The sequence below is a fragment of the Microbacterium sp. APC 3901 genome, from assembly GCF_030407765.1.
Classification (GTDB): domain Bacteria; phylum Actinomycetota; class Actinomycetes; order Actinomycetales; family Microbacteriaceae; genus Microbacterium.
Genome location: NZ_JASDCU010000002.1, coordinates 153,014 through 169,967 on the forward strand (window position 1 = coordinate 153,014; position 16,954 = coordinate 169,967).

At 67.6% G+C, this 16,954-nt stretch carries 16 protein-coding genes; 5 read left to right on the forward strand and 11 right to left on the reverse strand.

Annotated features, from left to right (window positions below):
• Positions 1 to 14: 14 nt before the first annotated feature.
• The 8 genes from QMA07_RS02265 to guaB all read right to left on the reverse strand — a co-directional run bounded on the left by QMA07_RS02265 (position 15) and on the right by guaB (position 8,206).
• Complete coding sequence (locus QMA07_RS02265) at positions 15 to 1,799, reverse strand: ATP-binding protein (protein WP_290159685.1); 1,785 nt, start codon at positions 1,797 to 1,799, stop codon at positions 15 to 17.
• Positions 1,796 to 2,143, reverse strand: a complete 348-nt coding sequence (locus QMA07_RS02270) for a response regulator (protein WP_290159686.1) — start codon at positions 2,141 to 2,143, stop codon at positions 1,796 to 1,798. Before QMA07_RS02270 ends, QMA07_RS02265 begins: the two co-directional genes overlap by 4 nt.
• Positions 2,140 to 2,283 (reverse strand): hypothetical protein, encoded by a 144-nt coding sequence (locus QMA07_RS02275; protein WP_290159687.1) that lies wholly within the window; start codon positions 2,281 to 2,283, stop codon positions 2,140 to 2,142. Before QMA07_RS02275 ends, QMA07_RS02270 begins: the two co-directional genes overlap by 4 nt.
• Positions 2,280 to 3,782 carry a glycosyltransferase gene (locus QMA07_RS02280; protein WP_290159689.1) on the reverse strand — a complete coding sequence of 501 codons (1,503 nt, stop codon included), beginning with the start codon at positions 3,780 to 3,782 and terminating at the stop codon, positions 2,280 to 2,282. Before QMA07_RS02280 ends, QMA07_RS02275 begins: the two co-directional genes overlap by 4 nt.
• Positions 3,767 to 4,480 carry a PHP domain-containing protein gene (locus QMA07_RS02285; protein ID WP_290159691.1) on the reverse strand — a complete coding sequence of 238 codons (714 nt, stop codon included), beginning with the start codon at positions 4,478 to 4,480 and terminating at the stop codon, positions 3,767 to 3,769. Before QMA07_RS02285 ends, QMA07_RS02280 begins: the two co-directional genes overlap by 16 nt.
• On the reverse strand, positions 4,477 to 5,466 hold the full coding sequence (locus QMA07_RS02290) for an ATP-grasp domain-containing protein (protein WP_290159693.1): 990 nt from the start codon (positions 5,464 to 5,466) through the stop codon (positions 4,477 to 4,479). The genes QMA07_RS02285 and QMA07_RS02290 overlap by 4 nt, the downstream gene beginning before the upstream one ends.
• Positions 5,466 to 6,509 carry a response regulator gene (locus tag QMA07_RS02295; protein WP_290159942.1) on the reverse strand — a complete coding sequence of 348 codons (1,044 nt, stop codon included), beginning with the start codon at positions 6,507 to 6,509 and terminating at the stop codon, positions 5,466 to 5,468. Before QMA07_RS02295 ends, QMA07_RS02290 begins: the two co-directional genes overlap by 1 nt.
• Positions 6,510 to 6,703: 194 nt before the next feature.
• Positions 6,704 to 8,206, reverse strand: a complete 1,503-nt coding sequence (guaB, locus tag QMA07_RS02300) for an IMP dehydrogenase (RefSeq protein ID WP_140036371.1) — start codon at positions 8,204 to 8,206, stop codon at positions 6,704 to 6,706.
• A gap of 310 nt (positions 8,207 to 8,516) precedes the next feature.
• Here guaB and QMA07_RS02305 point away from each other — a divergent pair, with 310 nt between their 5' ends.
• Genes QMA07_RS02305 through QMA07_RS02320 form a run of 4 tightly spaced genes read left to right on the forward strand, consistent with a single transcriptional unit; the run spans position 8,517 to position 12,592 of the window.
• Positions 8,517 to 9,833, forward strand: a complete 1,317-nt coding sequence (locus QMA07_RS02305; RefSeq protein ID WP_290159694.1) for a branched-chain amino acid ABC transporter permease — start codon at positions 8,517 to 8,519, stop codon at positions 9,831 to 9,833.
• A 5-nt stretch (positions 9,834 to 9,838) separates the two neighbouring features.
• A complete protein-coding gene (locus QMA07_RS02310; protein WP_290159696.1) occupies positions 9,839 to 10,816 on the forward strand; it encodes a branched-chain amino acid ABC transporter permease in 978 nt (325 codons plus the stop codon).
• A 46-nt stretch (positions 10,817 to 10,862) separates the two neighbouring features.
• On the forward strand, positions 10,863 to 11,828 hold the full coding sequence (locus QMA07_RS02315; protein WP_290159944.1) for an ABC transporter ATP-binding protein: 966 nt from the start codon (positions 10,863 to 10,865) through the stop codon (positions 11,826 to 11,828).
• A complete protein-coding gene (locus QMA07_RS02320) occupies positions 11,825 to 12,592 on the forward strand; it encodes an ABC transporter ATP-binding protein (protein WP_290159698.1) in 768 nt (255 codons plus the stop codon). The genes QMA07_RS02315 and QMA07_RS02320 overlap by 4 nt, the downstream gene beginning before the upstream one ends.
• Before the next feature lie 169 nt (positions 12,593 to 12,761).
• Here QMA07_RS02320 and QMA07_RS02325 read toward each other — a convergent pair whose 3' ends face one another.
• The 3 genes from QMA07_RS02325 to groES form a co-directional block, all read right to left on the reverse strand.
• Positions 12,762 to 14,033 (reverse strand): ABC transporter substrate-binding protein, encoded by a 1,272-nt coding sequence (locus tag QMA07_RS02325; protein WP_290159700.1) that lies wholly within the window; start codon positions 14,031 to 14,033, stop codon positions 12,762 to 12,764.
• Between the two features lie 143 nt (positions 14,034 to 14,176).
• Positions 14,177 to 15,115 (reverse strand): EamA family transporter RarD, encoded by a 939-nt coding sequence (gene rarD, locus QMA07_RS02330; protein WP_290159702.1) that lies wholly within the window; start codon positions 15,113 to 15,115, stop codon positions 14,177 to 14,179.
• A gap of 178 nt (positions 15,116 to 15,293) precedes the next feature.
• A complete protein-coding gene (gene groES / locus QMA07_RS02335) occupies positions 15,294 to 15,590 on the reverse strand; it encodes a co-chaperone GroES (protein WP_039394204.1) in 297 nt (98 codons plus the stop codon).
• Between the two features lie 143 nt (positions 15,591 to 15,733).
• Between groES and QMA07_RS02340 the strand changes: the two genes are divergently transcribed.
• A complete protein-coding gene (locus tag QMA07_RS02340; RefSeq protein WP_290159704.1) occupies positions 15,734 to 16,942 on the forward strand; it encodes a class I SAM-dependent methyltransferase in 1,209 nt (402 codons plus the stop codon).
• Positions 16,943 to 16,954 lie beyond the last annotated feature (12 nt).

Genomic DNA, 16,954 nt, shown 5'->3' on the forward strand with positions numbered 1-16,954 from the left:
GGCGCGTGCGGTGATCACGGGCGGTGGCCGACGACCTGGATCGCCTCGGTCCGCGGGGCCGCGGGCAGCAGCATCCGGAACTCGGTGCCGACACCCTCCCTGCTCGTCACATCCATCGTGCCGCCGTGCGCGAGCACGATGGCGCGGGTGATGGTGAGGCCGAGGCCGACTCCCGGCACCGCGTTGCGGGTCGCGGTCGACGCGCGGAAGAACCGTGTGAAGAGCATCCCCTGTTCGTCTTCGGGGATGCCGACGCCCGTGTCGCGCACAGCGATCTCGATGCCGCCGTCCACCGGGCGGACGCTCGCCGTGACCCGACCGCGGGCGGCGGTGAACTTGATCGCGTTCGAGAGCAGGTTGTCGAGGGCCTGGCCGATCCGTCCGGCGTCGACCGACAGCCGCACAGGGCCATCCGGCACCTCCGCGATGAGCTCGATCCCCTCGCGCTGCGCGTGCGGTCCCGACGACGCGACGGCGCTGCGCGTGAGCTCCACGACGTCGACGTCGCGGCGTTCGAGCGGGAATCTGCCGGACTCGACCTGTGCTGTGAACAGCAGGTCTCCCACCAGATTCAGCAGTCGCTGCGCGTTGCGCTCGATGATGTCGACGAACTCCTGTTGATCCGCCGTGAGGGGCTGGGCAGGATCGTTCTGCAGGAGGTCGAGGAATCCGATGATCGCGCTCAGCGGTGTCCGCAGCTCGTGCGAGATCATCCCGACGAACTCGTCCTTCATGCGGGCGACCTCGACCGCCCGGGTCTCATCGGTGATCACCAGCAGGTAGCCGTGCCGCGAACCGTCGGAGTCCTGATACGGGGTGACGGTGATGCGCGCGGGAACCGTGGATCCGCCCGCTGTCTCCACATCGATGTTCGAGTCGACCGGCAGCCCGGCATCCGCGTCGGCGAACAGGGCTCGAAGCCCTGGATGCACCTGATCGGCCGTGTGCTGAGAACCGTCAGGCGCGAACTGCGCGAGCACGGTGGCCTCGAAGAACCTGTCGACGCGGACGTTGTCCAGCGCCTCCGGCACAGGCAAGCCCAGCAGCCGCACCGCACCCGGATTCCACGCGGTGATCGTGCCGTCGTTGTCCGTGGCGATCACGGCCTGCCCGGTGATCGAGTTCCACAGACTGGTGAAGGACTCGGAGAGCGCGCGGTACTGCTGCTCACTCGACTTCAGCTGCTCGAGCATCTCCTCGTTGGCCGCGAGAGCCGCCGTGCGCTCGACGACGTGGCCCTCGGCCTGGGTCGTGCGAAGACGCTGCTGGCGCGACAGCTCGTTGACGATGGCCCCCACCGTCGCGAAGACCAGCGGACCGATCACACCGCGCAGCCAGTCGGCCGGGTCGTCGGGCGGATCGATGAGGTTCGGCATCACGAGCGCGACCGACGAGAGGACCGCCACGATGACGACCTGCCTGCGCCCCGGTGCGGCCGCGATCCAGATCACGGGAAGGAGGACGAAAGAAGAGAAGAGCGATGCCGGACCGCCGGTGCCGGTTCTGATGGCGCCCAACGCGACGATGTCGATCATCGGGATGAGCATCACGACCCAGCCCTCGTACACCCCACGAGCCGAGAGCACGGCCGCGAGGGCGGTCGCTGCGGCGATGGTGACGAGACCGAAGACCGCGAAGGCGGTGTCTGTCACGGGGATCCCCGGAACCGTCCACATGAGCACAGCCGCGACCGCGACCGCGATCGCTGTCGGCCCCTGCTTCATCAGCGGCGTGGGGTTGTCGAAGTATCGGCGCCATCCGCGTTCCATCGTCTGCTGCACTGTGCTGGTCGGCGTCATCGCGCCACACCTCGCAGGAGCGCTCGCAGATCTGCACCGATGATCGGCTTGGGCAGCGCGGCGTCGGCGTCGGGGTAGTCGGCGACGTCGAGCACTGAGCTCACGATGAGGAAGCAGTCCGGGAATCGAACCTTGATGAGACGCGCCAGCTCCGTGCCGCTGATGCCGGGGAGCAGCAGGTCGAGCACGGCGACGGCGGGAGAGATCGTCGCGAACGCGGCGATCGCGGATTCGCCATCTGCCGCCGCGAACACGTCGAACCCCTCGCGGTCGAGATAGCGCTTCAGCAGCGCCGTCTGATCTGCGCTGTCCTCGACCACGAGGGCCAGCGGCCGCCCGGTCATCGCAGGAACAGCTCTCGCACGATCACGATGACGACGACGACGCCCAGAGCGAGAAGCGCCTGTGGGATCAGGAGCTTCTCTCGACGCGCGTCCGCGGCGATCTCCTCCTCCTCGGCGTTTCTCGAAGGTGCTTCGGTCATGAGTCGACCCGTCCGATCTTCTCGGTCTTGATCCATGCGGCGTCAGCGTGGCGCCACTCCTTGATGTACGAGTCCACGGTGATGGCGCAGAGCAGCGAGCCATACCCGCAGACGTAGAGCAGGAGGCCGGCGAAGAAGCGTCCCCCCGGCAACGGCTCCACCGCGCGGGCGAGCCAGATGCCGAGCATCGAGATCGGCCCCCACAGGTAGAAGACGACCGCCCAGGCGAAGCGGGTCTCATCCGTGACCGCGAGGCCGAGATCGTTGAGCCCCGACTCGAACAGCCAGGGGAACAGGGCGATCGCCATGAGGATCAGGGCGCCGAGGCCCGGGAACATCAGCGCCTCGCGCCAGGATTGCCGGCCGATGCGCCCGTCGAGCTGCACCGCGTAGAGCATCGAGAACAGATAGATGCAGGCCGCGGAGATCCACATGAAGCGGAAGACGAACTCCGCGATCTCACTGTGCAGGATGAGCAGCACGAGCAGAGCACTGGCGGCGAGGATCATGAACGCCGGCAGCAGCAGGATCGTGAACCACGCGAGACCGAACGCAAAGCTGCCCAGGTTGTGCACCCGGCTGGGCCGGAACCACAGATGGCGATAGATCGAGGTCAGCTGCACGTTGCCGCGAGCCCATCGCAGGCGCTGCTTCCACAGACTGTCGATCGTACGGGGCTCTTCGGCCAGCACGACCGCGTGGGGCTCGAAGACCATGCGGCGTCCCGCCAGCTGGCCCTCGAACGTCGTCATCGTGTCCTCGGCGAGAGTGCCGGTCGGGATCCGTCCGCCGATGGCCTCGAGATTCGCCCTCGAGTGCAGCTGCGCGCCCCCGGCCAGGCAGGCGATCGCGCCCCCGACGTTCTGGGTGCGACGGGCCGAGAGCTGCCCGATCACGTACTCGATCGCGATGAACCGGGTGAGGTAGTTGCGGTCACGACTGCCCTCGGCGATGTAGGCGGTGACGGCCCCGACCTTCTCGTCGGCCAGGTGCCGGCTCATCTTGCGCAGAGAATCCCGCGCGAAGATCACGTCTGCGTCCATGATCAGGACCGCTTCGGTCCACTCGTTCGCGAGCACGATGTCGAGGCCGTGATTGAGCGTGTGCGCCTTGCCCTCGCCGCCCTTGTCGCGGCGCAGGTGCACGACTCGCCCGGGGAATGCGGCAGCCTTCGCTGCGACCACCTCCGGGGTGTCGTCTGTCGACGCGTCGTCGATCACGAAGATGCGCAGGCGGTCGGCCGGGTATTCGAGCTGCATCAGCCGTTCGATCGCCTGCCCCAGGACCAGCCCCTCATTCCAGGCCGGGATCAGCACGGCGACGCGCGGATGATGGGGCGCGGCCCGGCTGTAGTGGTTCCGGAAGGCATGGATCGGAAGTACCAGGAACTGCAGCCCCGTGTTGATCACGGGAAGGGTCCCGACGAGCACGCACAGGAGCAGGATCACGACGACGACGGTCTCGAGCCAGCTCAGATCGACCATCAGCGAGCGCTCCATGCGTCGAGGATCCCGGCCACGCGCGAATAGCGCCCGACGTCGGAGGCCACATGGCTGTCGGTCGACGCGACGATCTCAGCGCCGGCGCCGTGCAGTGCGTCGAGGAGCGGGATGCCGGGGCACCCCCACTTCTCGTTCACCTCCACGATCGTGTCGGTCTCGGCCGCCGTCTTCGCCCAGGCCGATACACGTTCGCCACCGAGGTCGTCCTCGGAGAGCCCGATCTTCGGCAGGATCGAGAAGCAGTGCGCCAGCTGATTCCCCGGATGGCGGCGCATGGCGGCGATCAGGGCGCCGACCAGCTGATCGAGCGCGTCCTCCGGCGCCCAGCCACCCTCGATCCGCTCTCGCACGACGCTCGGACCGAGCGGCCCGTCGACGCCGGGGAACTGATGGTCGGCGATCAGGATGCGGTCGATCCCGGCGGGCAGGTCGGGGATGTCGAGATCGCCCGATGCGTCGAGGATCTTCGCCTCGACACCGGTCAGCACGGTGAGGCCGTCCGGCACCTGCAACGCCCTCACCGCGGCGAGGTACTCGGGCACCCACGGCGTCGACTGCCGCACGTGGTCGACCAGGCGCACGGCCGTGAGCCCCGCCGCCGAGGCCGCCGCGACGTTCTCGGCGAGAGTCGACACCGCATCATCCGAGAACGTCGAATGCACGTGATGATCACCTCGGAGCAGCCCGTGGGTCACAGTTCCTCCTGATGCCCGGCGTGTGCCGAGACGAGGACCTCGTCGACCTCGAGGATCACGTCTTCGAGGAAACGCACCGTGGCGACCTCGCGGAAGGGGATCTTCGCCGGGATCTCGCGACCGAGGAACAGGTCGGCGACGAGCGAGGGGATGTCGACCCCTGCGGCGATGGTGAGCGGAAGCGCACCGGGGAAGCGCGGATTCACCTCGAGGAGCACGGCCCGGCCTGCGCGATCGCGCCGGAGCTGCACGTTGGCGACGCCGACGAGGCCGATCGCCCGCGCGATCGACGCCGCAGCGCTCTCGAGCTCGTCGTCGTGCACCGTGCGTCCGGCGATCGCGACACCCGAGTCGACCCTGGCACGGGTCCGGGGCACGGCAGCCACCACCGAGCCCGAGGCGTCTGCGATCACATCGACCGAGTACTCCTCGCCGGGGAGGAAGTCCTGCACGATGAGTCCTTCGTCCTCGGGCAGTGCTTCGAGCGCCGCCCGGTCGGGGACGAGTCGCACGCCACGGCTGCCCGCGCCCTGGCGAGGCTTGGCGAAGGCGGGGAACTCCCAGTCGACCGCCAGCGCGTCGGGGCCAGCGAGCACGGTGCGCGGGGTGAGTCCCGTCGCCTCGCAGCGCTCGGCGAGCAGCAGCTTGTCGAGCGCCACGGACAGCGTGTCCTGCGACGGCGCGGCGAGCACGGCCGGGGCCAGCTCGTCGCGTCGGGCGGCGAGTGCCCCGAGCTCGACATCGACCGTGGAGATCACGAGATCGAGCTGGTCCTCCTCGACCATGCGGGCGATCGTCGAGACGAAGTCCTCGTCGCGCCCAGGTGGCACGAGACGCCGGTGCGTCGGCGGCACGAGGTAGATCCCGCTGGCCCAGCCGTCCATGTCGGCCGCGAAGACCTCGAGGTCGGACCGGCGCAGGAGCGAGCGGATCACGGCCACACCGGCGGGGCCCCCTGCACCGGTCACCAGCACGCGCGCGGTCATCAGCTCTCCTTCCGAGTGAGCTCGTGGGCGCCGATGAACTCGGCGGTCTCGCGCACGACCTCGAGCGGCTCCACGGCGGCTCCGCCGCCGAAGCGCGACCAGTATCGAGCGGTGGCTGTCACGAAGTCGGGCTCGAGGTAGTCGCGGGTCGCCGTCTGGGAGCCGAAGCATTCCAGCAGCCTCAGCTTCTGGCCGAGGTACTGGTCGATGCGCACGAATCGCGTCGGCCGGAAGTCGATCGTCGCCGAGGGGCTCTGATAGCAGGCGACCGTGCCCACCCGGCGGGTCGCGGCGATCGTCGCCTCGCTCACCGCGCGGTGGTCCTGGTGGCGATCGTTCGACGAGTGCGTGTACACGATGGTCGGCTGCACCTCCTGCACGACCTCCTCGATCAGTCGCACCGTGGTGCCGCCGCCGGAGATCTCGGTGTCGATGAGGTCTTTGACGAACAGCCGCGCGCCGAGGATCTCGGCCGACGCGAGCGACTCATGCTGCCGACTGTCGGCGTCTCCGCCCCGAGCACCGCGCGAGAGGGTGAGGATGGTGATCGAATCGCCGGCCTGGGCGTGCGCTGCGAGGATCCCTCCGACGCCGATCTCGACATCGTCGGGGTGCGCGCCGATGGCGAGCACGACCTCCTTGGTGCGGCCGGCCTCGCGTCGTGCTCGGCCCTCCGTCGCGAGCCGCACGACGGCCTCGACGAGTGTGGCGTTGTCGAGCGGCTTGGTGAGGAACTCGTCGGCCTGCGCGCGCAGGGCCGACACCGCGTATTCGACCGAGACGTGCGCGGTCATGACGATCACCGGCAGCAACGGATCGTCGCGACGCAGCTCTGCCAGCAGCTCGAGGCCGTCGAGGCCCGGCATCTCGATGTCGGTGACGACCACGTCGGGCGTGAAGGTCTCGAGCGCCGCGACGGCGGAGAGGCCGTCGTGCGTGACCGAGACCTCGCAGCCGGCGCGCCTCTCGAGCACGGTCTTCACGAGCAGGGCGACGTCAGGGTCGTCATCGACGACCAGGACGCGGGGAGCATCCTGAGGCATATCTGCGGCTCTCATTGGGGAAGTCCCCTGCCGATCAGCGTCCGGCATGTCACTCACTGCGCCCTTCGCGCGGAGAGCTCGAGGGGAAGTCGAGCGGGTTTCTCTAAATACTGGCATACCTATGGACCGCATCGACGGCACCGCACGACGGAGGGCCGGATGCTGTCGCATCCGGCCCTCCGTCTGTCTCTGTCTCAGCGCTTGTAGTTCGGCGCCTCGACCACGATCTGCACGTCGTGCGGGTGCGATTCCTTCAGCCCGGCCGCGGTGATGCGCACGAACTTGCCGCGCTGCTTGAGCTCCTCGATGGTGCGGGCCCCGACGTAGAACATCGACTGGCGCAGTCCGCCGACGAGCTGATAGGCGACAGCACCGACCGGACCGCGATACGGCACCTGGCCCTCGATGCCCTCGGGGATCAGCTTGTCGTCGCTCGGCACGTCTGCCTGGAAGTAGCGGTCCTTTGAGTACGAGGTCTGCTTGCCGCGGGTCTGCATGGCTCCGAGCGAGCCCATGCCGCGATACTGCTTGAACTGCTTGCCCGACTGGAACACGATCTCGCCCGGCGACTCGTCGGTGCCGGCGAGCAGTGAGCCGAGCATCACGGCGTCGGCACCGGCGACGAGCGCCTTCGCGATGTCGCCCGAGTACTGCAGGCCGCCGTCGGCGATCACGGGCACACCGGCGGGACGTGCAGCAAGCGACGCCTCGTACACAGCCGTGACCTGGGGCACGCCGACGCCCGCCACGACGCGCGTGGTGCAGATCGAGCCGGGTCCCACGCCGACCTTGACGGCGTCGACGCCCGCGTCGACGAGCGCCTGGGCGCCCTCGCGAGTCGCGACGTTGCCGCCGATCACGTCGATGTGCGCGAAGCTCTCATCGGCCTTGAGCCGCTTGACGAGGTCGATCACACCCTGAGACTGGCCGTTGGCCGTGTCGACCACGAGCACGTCGACGCCGGCGTCGCGCAGCGCTTCGGCGCGCTCCCAGGCGTCTCCGAAGAACCCGATGGCCGCGCCGACGCGCAGGCGACCCTGGTCGTCCTTCGTGGCCAGAGGATACTTCTCGCTCTTGTCGAAGTCCTTGATGGTGATGAGTCCCGCGAGCTTGCCGTCTTCATCGATGAGCGGCAGCTTCTCGACGCGGTGATGCGCGAACAGCGCGATGACCTCGCCTGCGGCGACGCCCACCGGTGCGGTGACGAGTCCCTCGGACGTCATGACGTCCTTCACGAACGTGGTCTGGCGCTCGAAGCCCGACACGAACCGCATGTCGCGGTTCGTGATGATGCCCACCAGGCGTCCGTCGGCGTCGACGACCGGAAGGCCGGAGATGCGGTACTTGGCGCAGAGCGCGTCGACCTCTTCGACGGTCGCGTCCGGCGTCGTCGTGATCGGATCGGTGATCATGCCCGATTCGCTGCGCTTGACGCGGTCGACGTGCGCGGCCTGGTCGGCGATCGAGAGGTTGCGGTGCAGGATGCCGATGCCGCCCTCTCGTGCCATCGCGATGGCCATCCGCGACTCGGTGACGGTGTCCATCGCGCTGGACAGCAGCGGTGTCGCGACCGAGATCCGGCGAGTGATCCGCGACGAGGTGTCGGCCTCGCTGGGGATGACGTCGGTGTGCCCCGGGAGGAGCAGCACGTCGTCGTACGTGAGTCCGACGAAGCCGAAGGGGTCGTGCTGGTCCATGGATTGTCCTCCTGCGGGCGCGATCTGGGGGCGAGGGTGTACCAATTCTAAGCGCCGGGAGGCTGAGGAAATTCCCCGCCCTCGAGCGCTCCCGCGCAGCACGACGCGGGGAGAGGAGCCGCGGAGGAGCCCGGGTGGCAACTTCGTGATGGGATCGTTCTCACCGTGAGCAGATCGTGCCTTGGTCGAAACAGAGCCGACACATTACGCTCATACCGTCGTACATCAGGGCCGATGCACAACTCCGTCATGGCCTGTGTACTGGGCTGGAGGTTCTGTGCGTCCGACGATCTCGGCGAATCGAAGCGGAATGCGGTGGGTCATCATCCTGCTCGCGTCGCTCCTCGCCATCGCTTTCCTGTGGTTGCAGCCTCCTGCAGCGGCCTCCGCCGAAGAGACGGACGACGGCCAGGAGATCACCGACTTCTACTTCGCCGGTGTCATCACCTTCGATGACGACCCCGTCGAAGGCGTCGTCATGACGATCGAGGGCGGCGGCTTCGAGGGCGAGACCGAGACCGACGCAGAGGGCAAATGGCGCCTGTACGTGCCTGAGAAGGACACCTTCACGCTGACCGTCGACGAGGAGACGCTCCCCGACGGTGTGATCGTCGATCCGGCGCTGCTGCCTGAGGGCACTCAGCCGATCGCCGGTACGACGGCGTCGTTCGAGGTCGAGTTCGGTCTGACCGGCACCAAGATCCTCAACCTCTTCCTCGGTGAGGGCGAGAGGATGACGACGTCCTTCATCGATCAGCTCCTCTCGCGACTCGTCGGCGGCCTGAACTTCGGCCTGCTGCTCGCACTCGCCTCCATGGGCGCCGCGCTCATCTACGGCACCACCCGGTTGTCCAACTTCGCACACGCCGAGATGGTCACCTGGGGCGGCCTGGTCGCCCTCGTCACGACGAGCTTCTGGCAGCTGCCGCTCTGGCTCGGGATCATCGCTGCCGTGGTCGGCGGTGGTCTCTTCGGGTGGGCACTGGATGCCGGCATCTGGCGTCCGCTGCGAAGACGAGGGCTCGGGGTCGTGCAGCTGATGATCGTCAGCATCGGCCTCTCCCTCGCCCTGCGCTACGCCTTCCAGTACATGATCGGCGGCGGCACGCGTCAGCTTCCCGGGGCCAGCCCCGAGCCGTTCCGGTTCGGACCGATCTCCCTGTCGTACATCGACCTCATCGCCATGGGCGTGAGCATCGTCGTCATCGTCGGGGTCGCCTTCTTCCTGACGCGCACCCGCATCGGCAAGGCCACCCGCGCCATCTCCGACAACCCCCAGCTCGCTGCGGCGTCGGGGATCGACGTCGACAAGGTGGTCAGGTACGTGTGGATCCTGGCCGGCACGCTGGCCGCCATCTCCGGCATCCTCTGGGCGTACTTCCGCCCAGGTGTGAAGTGGGACATGGGAATGCAGATGCTGCTGCTGATCTTCGCCGCCATCACCCTCGGCGGTCTGGGCACCGCGTTCGGCGCACTCGTCGGCTCCCTCATCGTCGGCATCGCGGTCGAGGTCTCCACCCTCTGGATCCCCTCGGATCTGAAGTATGCGAGCGCCCTGGTCGTGCTCATCGTGATCCTCCTCGTCAGACCGCAGGGCCTGCTGGGACGCAGGGAAAGGTTGGGCTGATCGCCATGGACTTCGGAAGCATCTTCTCGAACACCGCCGCCTATCTGTTCAGCCCCGTCACCCTGGCGTACGCGCTGGCCGCGACAGGTCTGGCCGTGCACTTCGGATACGCGGGACTCCTCAACTTCGGTATGGCCGCCTTCATGGCCATCGGCGGGTACGGCTACGCCATCTCGGTGCTGACCTTCGGTCTGCCCTGGTGGATCGGCATGCTCATCGGTCTGCTCGGAGGCGCGCTCTTCGCCGTGCTCCTCGGCATCCCGACGCTTCGCCTTCGGGCCGACTACCTCGCCATCGCGACCATCGCGGCGGGTGAGATCGTTCGACTGCTCTTCACCACCCAGATCTTCGACGAGTACACCAACTCCGCCGACGGTCTCGCGCAGTTCAACGGCGGGTTCCGTGACGCCAACCCCTTCCCACCCGGCACCTACGGATTCGGGCCGTGGACGTACAGTGCGAACGACCTGTGGAACCGAGTGTTCGGACTCCTCGTCCTGCTCGTCGCGATCCTGCTGGTCTGGTCGCTCATGCGCAGCCCGTGGGGACGCGTGCTGAAGGGCATCCGTGAAGACGAGGACGCTGTGCGCTCGCTCGGCAAGAACGTCTTCGCCTACAAGATGCAGGCGCTCGTGGTCGGTGGTGTGATCGGCGCAGCCGGAGGGATCGTGTTCGTCCTCCCCTCGGCCGTGGTCCCCGGCAGCTACACGACCTCGCTCACGTTCTTCCTCTGGACCGCCCTGCTGCTCGGTGGAGCAGCCACGGTGTTCGGTCCGACGCTCGGCGCGATCCTCTTCTGGGTCGTGTTCGCGTTCATGGCGAACCTGCTGCCGTCCATGGCGAAGGCGGGACTCCTGCCGATGTCCGACAGCCAGGCCTCGACCCTGGTGTTCATCTTCGTCGGCATCGCCCTGATGCTGCTCGTGATCTTCCGACCTCAGGGCATCCTCGGAGACAAGAGGGAGATGACCTTTGTCAAATGAACTGACCCCCGACGAGAGCGCCCAGACGGCGCCCGCCACCGGGAGCATCCGACGTCCGAAGACCACCGGTCTCGCGAAGGGCCCTGCGGCCCCCGGAGTGCCGAAGGTCGATCCGATCCTCGTGGCCGACGCCGTGCAGCGGCGCTTCGGCGGCCTGACCGCCGTCGACGTCGATCACGTCGAGATCCCCCGCGGCGCGATCACCGCGCTGATCGGACCGAACGGCGCAGGCAAGACCACGCTGTTCAACCTGCTGTGCGGGTTCGACAAGCCCAACAGCGGCACCTGGTCGTTCGACGGGGTGAGCCTCTCGGGCGTGCCCTCGTTCAAGGTGGCGCGCATGGGACAGGTGCGTACGTTCCAGCTGACCAAGTCGCTGTCGTTGCTCACGGTGCTCGAGAACATGAAGCTCGGCGCTCCGGGGCAGCGGGGTGAGGGATTCTGGTCGAGTCTCTTCCCGTTCCTGTGGCGCAAGCAGGACCAGGAGATCGAAGGCAAGGCGCGCGAGCTGCTCGCCCGCTTCAAGCTCGACGCCAAGGAGAAGGACTTCGCCGCATCGCTGTCAGGCGGGCAGCGCAAGCTCCTCGAGATGGCCCGCGCGTTGATGAGCGACCCGACCCTGGTCATGCTCGACGAGCCGATGGCCGGCGTCAACCCGGCCCTCACCCAGTCGCTCCTCGACCACATCCTCGATCTCAAGGGTCTCGGGATGACCGTGCTGTTCGTCGAGCACGACATGCACATGGTGCGCCACATCGCCGATTGGGTCGTGGTCATGGCTGAGGGCCGCATCGTCGCCGAGGGACCCCCGGACGAGGTCATGGAGGACCCCGCGGTGGTCGACGCCTACCTCGGCGCGCACCAGGATCTCGATCTCGGTGCCGTCACCGGTCGCATCCCCGTGATCGAGAACGCCGCGGCCGCCAGGCTCCGAGAGCAGATCGAAGCAGAAGCAGAGGCGGAGCTCGACGCGACGAGCACCCTCGATCCCGATCAGAAGGGCAACGCATGACCGCCGCCACACCCACAGCGTCGTCGCCGTCACCCGACGACATCGTCGTCGAGCTGAAGGACGTGCACGCCGGATACCTCCCCGGAGTGAACATCCTCAACGGCGCGAACCTGGTCGCCCGGCAGGGCGAGCTGATCGGCATCATCGGCCCCAACGGTGCGGGCAAGTCGACTCTGCTGAAGGCGATCTTCGGCATGGTCAACATCCGCGGCGGCGACGTCACCCTCAACGGAGAGAGCATCGTCGGGCTGAAGGCCGACAAGCTCGTCAAGCGCGGCGTCGCCTTCGTGCCGCAGACGAACAACGTCTTCCCCTCGCTCTCGATCGAGGAGAACCTGCAGATGGGGCTCTACCAGAACCCCAAGATCTACGCGGAGCGTCTCGAGTTCGTCACCGGGATCTTCGCCGAGCTCGGCAAGCGCCTCAAGCAGCGCGCGGGCTCGCTCTCGGGCGGCGAACGCCAGATGGTGGCGATGTCGCGGGCGCTCATGATGGACCCGTCGGTTCTGCTCCTCGACGAGCCCTCGGCGGGGCTCTCCCCCGTGCGCCAGGATGACGCGTTCATCCGCGTATCCGACATCAACAAGGCAGGGGTGACCACGATCATGGTCGAGCAGAACGCCCGTCGCTGCCTGCAGATCTGCGACCGCGGCTACGTGCTCGACCAGGGCAAGGACGCGTACGAGGGCACGGGCCGCGACCTGCTGAACGACCCGAAGGTCATCGGCCTCTATCTCGGCACGCTCGGCACCGAGGCCGCCTGACACGCACAGACGAAGAGAAGGGGCGGATGCTGCGGCATCCGCCCCTTCTCTGTCCGTGCGTGTGTGTGCGTGCAGGATGCAGGCCGCCTGAGGCGCCTCTCCTCCGACTTCGCACGCCCCCGGACACGACGAAGGCCCCGGATGCGGGATCCGGGGCCTTCGCTCGTGATCAGTTGGTGCGGGAGATCAGGTTCTCGGCGTTGTACACGTACGTGCCGATCGAGGCACCCTGCGGGTCGCCGTTCTCGTCGAACGTGATCTCGCCCGAGTAACCGTCGTAGTCGGCCGTGCCGCCTCCGTTGATGATCTCGGCGCAGTCGACGAAGCTGGTGCACTTCTCGCCTTCGCCGCTGCCGCCCGAGACCTCAGCCATCTTCGCTGCGATGTCGGCGCCCTCCGTCGAGCCGGCCGCGAGCGAGGCGAGAGCGACGAGCACGACGGCGTCGTAGGCCTCTGCCGCATAGGTGAAGTCATTGACCTCGGGGTTGCCCTCGCCGGTCCAGTACTCCTGCAGACGGTCTGTGAAGTCGTCCTCGAGTGCCGGTCCCGGCTTGGTGCCCTGAGCGCCCTCGAGCGAGAACGGGAAGTTCGTGTCGGGCGAGGAGCCGTAGTCCGACAGGTTTCCGTCGACCAGGTAGAACTTGTCCGGCGAGATGCCCGCGTTCACGAGCAGCGGGGCGATCGTCTTGAACTGGTCGAACGACACGATCGCGACGGCGTCGGGGTTCTGCGCCTTGATGGTCTCGACCTGTGCGTCGAACTGACCGTCACCGACGTTGTAGGACGCGTCGGCGACGACCTCGCCACCCGCGTTCTCGAACGTCGACTGGATGTTCTCGAAGAGTCCCGTGCCGTAGGCGTCGTTCTGGTAGATCACGCCGAGGGTCTTGGCGCCGTCCTCGGCGATCAGGTTGCCGAGCACCTCGCCCTGCAGCAGGTCGCTGGGAGCGGTGCGGAAGTAGAGACCGTTGTCGTCCCAGTCCGTGAAGTCGGGGCCGGTGTTCGAGGCCGAGATCTGCAGGATGCCTGCGCTGACGTTGCCGTCGAGGATCAGGCGCGAGACACCGGAGGCCGCGGCGCCGACGATGGCCGTGACACCCGCGCTCTGCAGCTTGCTGATCGACGTCTCATAGGCCTTGGTGTCGGTGTCACCCTCGTCTTCGGCCGTGAGGTTGATCGTGACTCCTGCAGCAGCGTCGTTGACCTCCTTGACTGCGAGGCCGACGCCCGACTCCATGGGCGGTCCGAGGAACGACAGCGAGCCCGTCTGCGGCAGCAGCGAACCGAGCTCGAGCGTGAGGTCGGCCGAACCGCCGCCTCCACCGTCGGACGGCTCCTCCGAGGGCGTGCTGCTGCAGCCTGCGACGACGATCGCCGAGGCGCTCAGAAGCGCGACTCCTGCGAGAATCTTGGCGCTGCGCGAGCGCGTGAATGCGGTCATGATGCTCCCTTGCGTGACTGGCCGTGGATTGTGACCACGGTCGGGTGCTCTAACACTAGGACTGAAAGGCTTCGCGTAGGGGTCGCCGATGTTTCGGTGCGTTAACGATCCGACACCGAGTTCCGCAGGCGTGATCCGGGAGTTCAGACCAGTGCCGGCTGAGCGATCCGACGCCCTCGACGCGCGGCGAGGAGCAGGTCGATCACGAACACCAGGATGGCGGCCCAGACGATGATGAACCCGGCCCAGCGCTCGGACGGCATGGGCTCACCGAGCACCACAGCGCCGATGATGAACTGCATGATGGGCGTGACGAACTGGATCATCCCGATGACGGTCAGGTTGATGCGTCGGGTGCCGGCGGCGAAGAGCAGCAGCGGCACCGCCGTCGCGACTCCCGCGAAGGCGAGCAGCACCGCATGCCAGACGCCGTAGGAGCCCATCGTGATTCCTTCGGGGGTGGTGGCGACGAGGATCAGCTGCACGACGGCGATCGGGATCAGCCAGAACGACTCGAGGGTGAGACCGCTGATCGCATCGACTGCCGGACCGATCTTCTTCTTGATGAGTCCGTAGACGCCGAACGAGGCCGTCAGCGAGAGGGCGATCCACGGGAACTCGCCGTAAAAGAGGACGATCACGATCACGGCGACCGCGGCGATGCCGATCGCCACCCACTGAAGTCTGCGGATGCGCTCCTTCAGCACGAACACCCCGAGCAGCACGGTGGTGATCGGGTTGATGAAGTAGCCGAGGCTGGTCTCGACGATGTTCCCGGAGAGGGTGCCGATGAGGAACACCTGCCAGTTGACATAGATCAGGATGCCGGCGAGAGCGGTCCATCCCAGGAGCCTCGGCTGTCGGACGATGACGCCGAACGCCTTCCAGCCCCTCATCACGGTGAGGAGGAGCAGGCAGAAGACGAGCGACAGCAGCACCCGCCAGGCGACGACCTCCCACGGACCTGTGGGGACGAGCAGCAGGAAGTAGAGGGGCAGCACGCCCCAGAGCAGATACGCTCCGCCCGCGTACGCGACCCCCGCCGTCCGAGTGGCTCGGGAGGCGGCGTTCGTCGGGGTCACCGCACAACCCTATGCCCGCCGCAGACCAGCATCGCGGCCCCCACGGTCGCCGGCCGGACATTGGCAGGAATCGGTGCACCGGTGGCGGCTCTCCTGCCCTTCTCGGCCACGTGACATGGTGGCCATATGCAGGAAGGCCCGGATGCGTGATGCATCCGGGCCTTCCGAAGACGTTGTCTCAGCGGACGACGACTGCGAGCACGTCGCGAGCCGACAGGACGAGGTACTCGTCTGCGCCGAACTTCACCTCGGTGCCGCCGTACTTGCTGTAGAGCACACGGTCGCCCACGGCGACGTCGAGCGGAACGCGGTTGCCGTTGTCATCGATGCGGCCGGGGCCCACGGCCACGACCTCGCCCTCCTGGGGCTTCTCCTTGGCGGTGTCGGGGATGACCAGGCCACTCGCGGTGGTCTGCTCGGCCTCGACCTGCTTGATGACGATGCGATCCTCGAGCGGCTTGATGGAAACCGACACGGTCTACCTCTTCTTTCTTGACGCTGACAGGAAGACTTTTCGCACTCTCAACCCGAGAGTGCTAATCCAGTCTAGGCGTTCCGCTGGCACTCACGCAATGCGAGTGCCAATGGGGCGAACGGGGCGCCGCCTAAGCTGGAGGCGTGGAGATCTCCGAGCTGCGCGCCCTGCTCACCCCCGAAGGCCTGACGGCGCTGGACAGACTCGGCCCCGTCGACGAGGTCGCCGATGTCGCCCGCGTCGTATCCCGGCTGCGCGCCGCCGGGCACTCCCCAGAGCTGGTCTCAGCTGTGGTGGGCCAGGCGCGTCTGCGAGCCAAGGCGAAGGGCAAGTTCGGCGAGTTCGCATCGCGGATGCTGTTCACCCGCGCCGGGCTCGAGCAGGCCACTCGACTGGGTGTCGCCGCGCGTCATGCGCAGCGACTGCGCCGCGCAGGCGTCACCCGCGTCTCCGATCTCGGCTGCGGGATCGGGGGTGACTCGCTCGCCTTCGCCGGCGCCGGACTCGACGTGGTCGCCGTCGATGCCGACGAGGTGACCGCCGCGATCGCCGCATACAATCTCGCACCTTTCGGAGGCAGCGCGGTCGTCACGCATGGCACCGCCGAGGCCCACGTGCCGGTCGACGGGGACGACACCCACGCGATCTGGATGGACCCGGCACGCCGCACCGCGGGCCACAGCGAGACCCGACGGGTGTCGTCCGATGACTACTCTCCCCCGCTGGACTGGGCGTTCGACGTCGCCTCTCGCACCTCGACCGGCATCAAGCTCGGCCCTGGCCACGACCGGGACTCGCTCCCCGTCGACGCCGAGGCGCAGTGGGTGAGTGCAGAGGGCAGCGTCGTCGAGCTGGTGCTGTGGACGAGAGCGCTGGCTCGCGACGGCATCCGCCGGTCCGCTCTCGTGATCCGCGGCGAGCGCTCGCACGAGCTCACCGCGGGCGCGGATGCCGAAGATGCGCCGGTGCGTGAGCTCGGCGCCTTCCTGCACGAGCCGGATGGAGCGGTGATCAGGGCGCGCCTGATCGGCGATGTCGCACGCAGTCTCGACGCGGGGATGCTCGATGAGCGCATCGCCTACCTCACCTCCGACACGGCGCTCACGAGCCCGTTCGTACAGTCGTTCCGGGTGCGTGAGACGATGCCCGCCAACCCCAAGGCGATCAGTGCCGTGCTCAGGGCGAACGATGTCGGCTCGCTCGAGATCAAGAAGCGCGGCATGGACATCGACCCGGCGGCCTTCCGCAAGAAGCTGACGCTGCGGGGTGATCAGGCGGCGACGCTCATCCTCACGCGCGTGGGCGATCAGCGCCGTGCGATCCTCGCCGATCGGGTGCCTGCAGCCGAATAGCGTCCGGCGACC

Bases quoted from the DNA above. Each gene is read 5' to 3' on its own strand.
- QMA07_RS02265 (WP_290159685.1), bottom strand. From the start codon at position 1,799: ATGACGCCGACCAGCACAGTGCAGCAGACGATGGAACGCGGATGGCGC.
- QMA07_RS02270 (WP_290159686.1), bottom strand. From the start codon at position 2,143: ATGACCGGGCGGCCGCTGGCCCTCGTGGTCGAGGACAGCGCAGATCAG.
- QMA07_RS02275 (WP_290159687.1), bottom strand. From the start codon at position 2,283: ATGACCGAAGCACCTTCGAGAAACGCCGAGGAGGAGGAGATCGCCGCG.
- QMA07_RS02280 (WP_290159689.1), bottom strand. From the start codon at position 3,782: ATGGAGCGCTCGCTGATGGTCGATCTGAGCTGGCTCGAGACCGTCGTC.
- QMA07_RS02290 (WP_290159693.1), bottom strand. From the start codon at position 5,466: ATGACCGCGCGCGTGCTGGTGACCGGTGCAGGGGGCCCCGCCGGTGTG.
- QMA07_RS02295 (WP_290159942.1), bottom strand. From the start codon at position 6,509: ATGCCTCAGGATGCTCCCCGCGTCCTGGTCGTCGATGACGACCCTGAC.
- guaB (WP_140036371.1), bottom strand. From the start codon at position 8,206: ATGGACCAGCACGACCCCTTCGGCTTCGTCGGACTCACGTACGACGAC.
- QMA07_RS02305 (WP_290159694.1), top strand. From the start codon at position 8,517: ATGCGGTGGGTCATCATCCTGCTCGCGTCGCTCCTCGCCATCGCTTTC.
- QMA07_RS02310 (WP_290159696.1), top strand. From the start codon at position 9,839: ATGGACTTCGGAAGCATCTTCTCGAACACCGCCGCCTATCTGTTCAGC.
- QMA07_RS02320 (WP_290159698.1), top strand. From the start codon at position 11,825: ATGACCGCCGCCACACCCACAGCGTCGTCGCCGTCACCCGACGACATC.
- QMA07_RS02325 (WP_290159700.1), bottom strand. From the start codon at position 14,033: ATGACCGCATTCACGCGCTCGCGCAGCGCCAAGATTCTCGCAGGAGTC.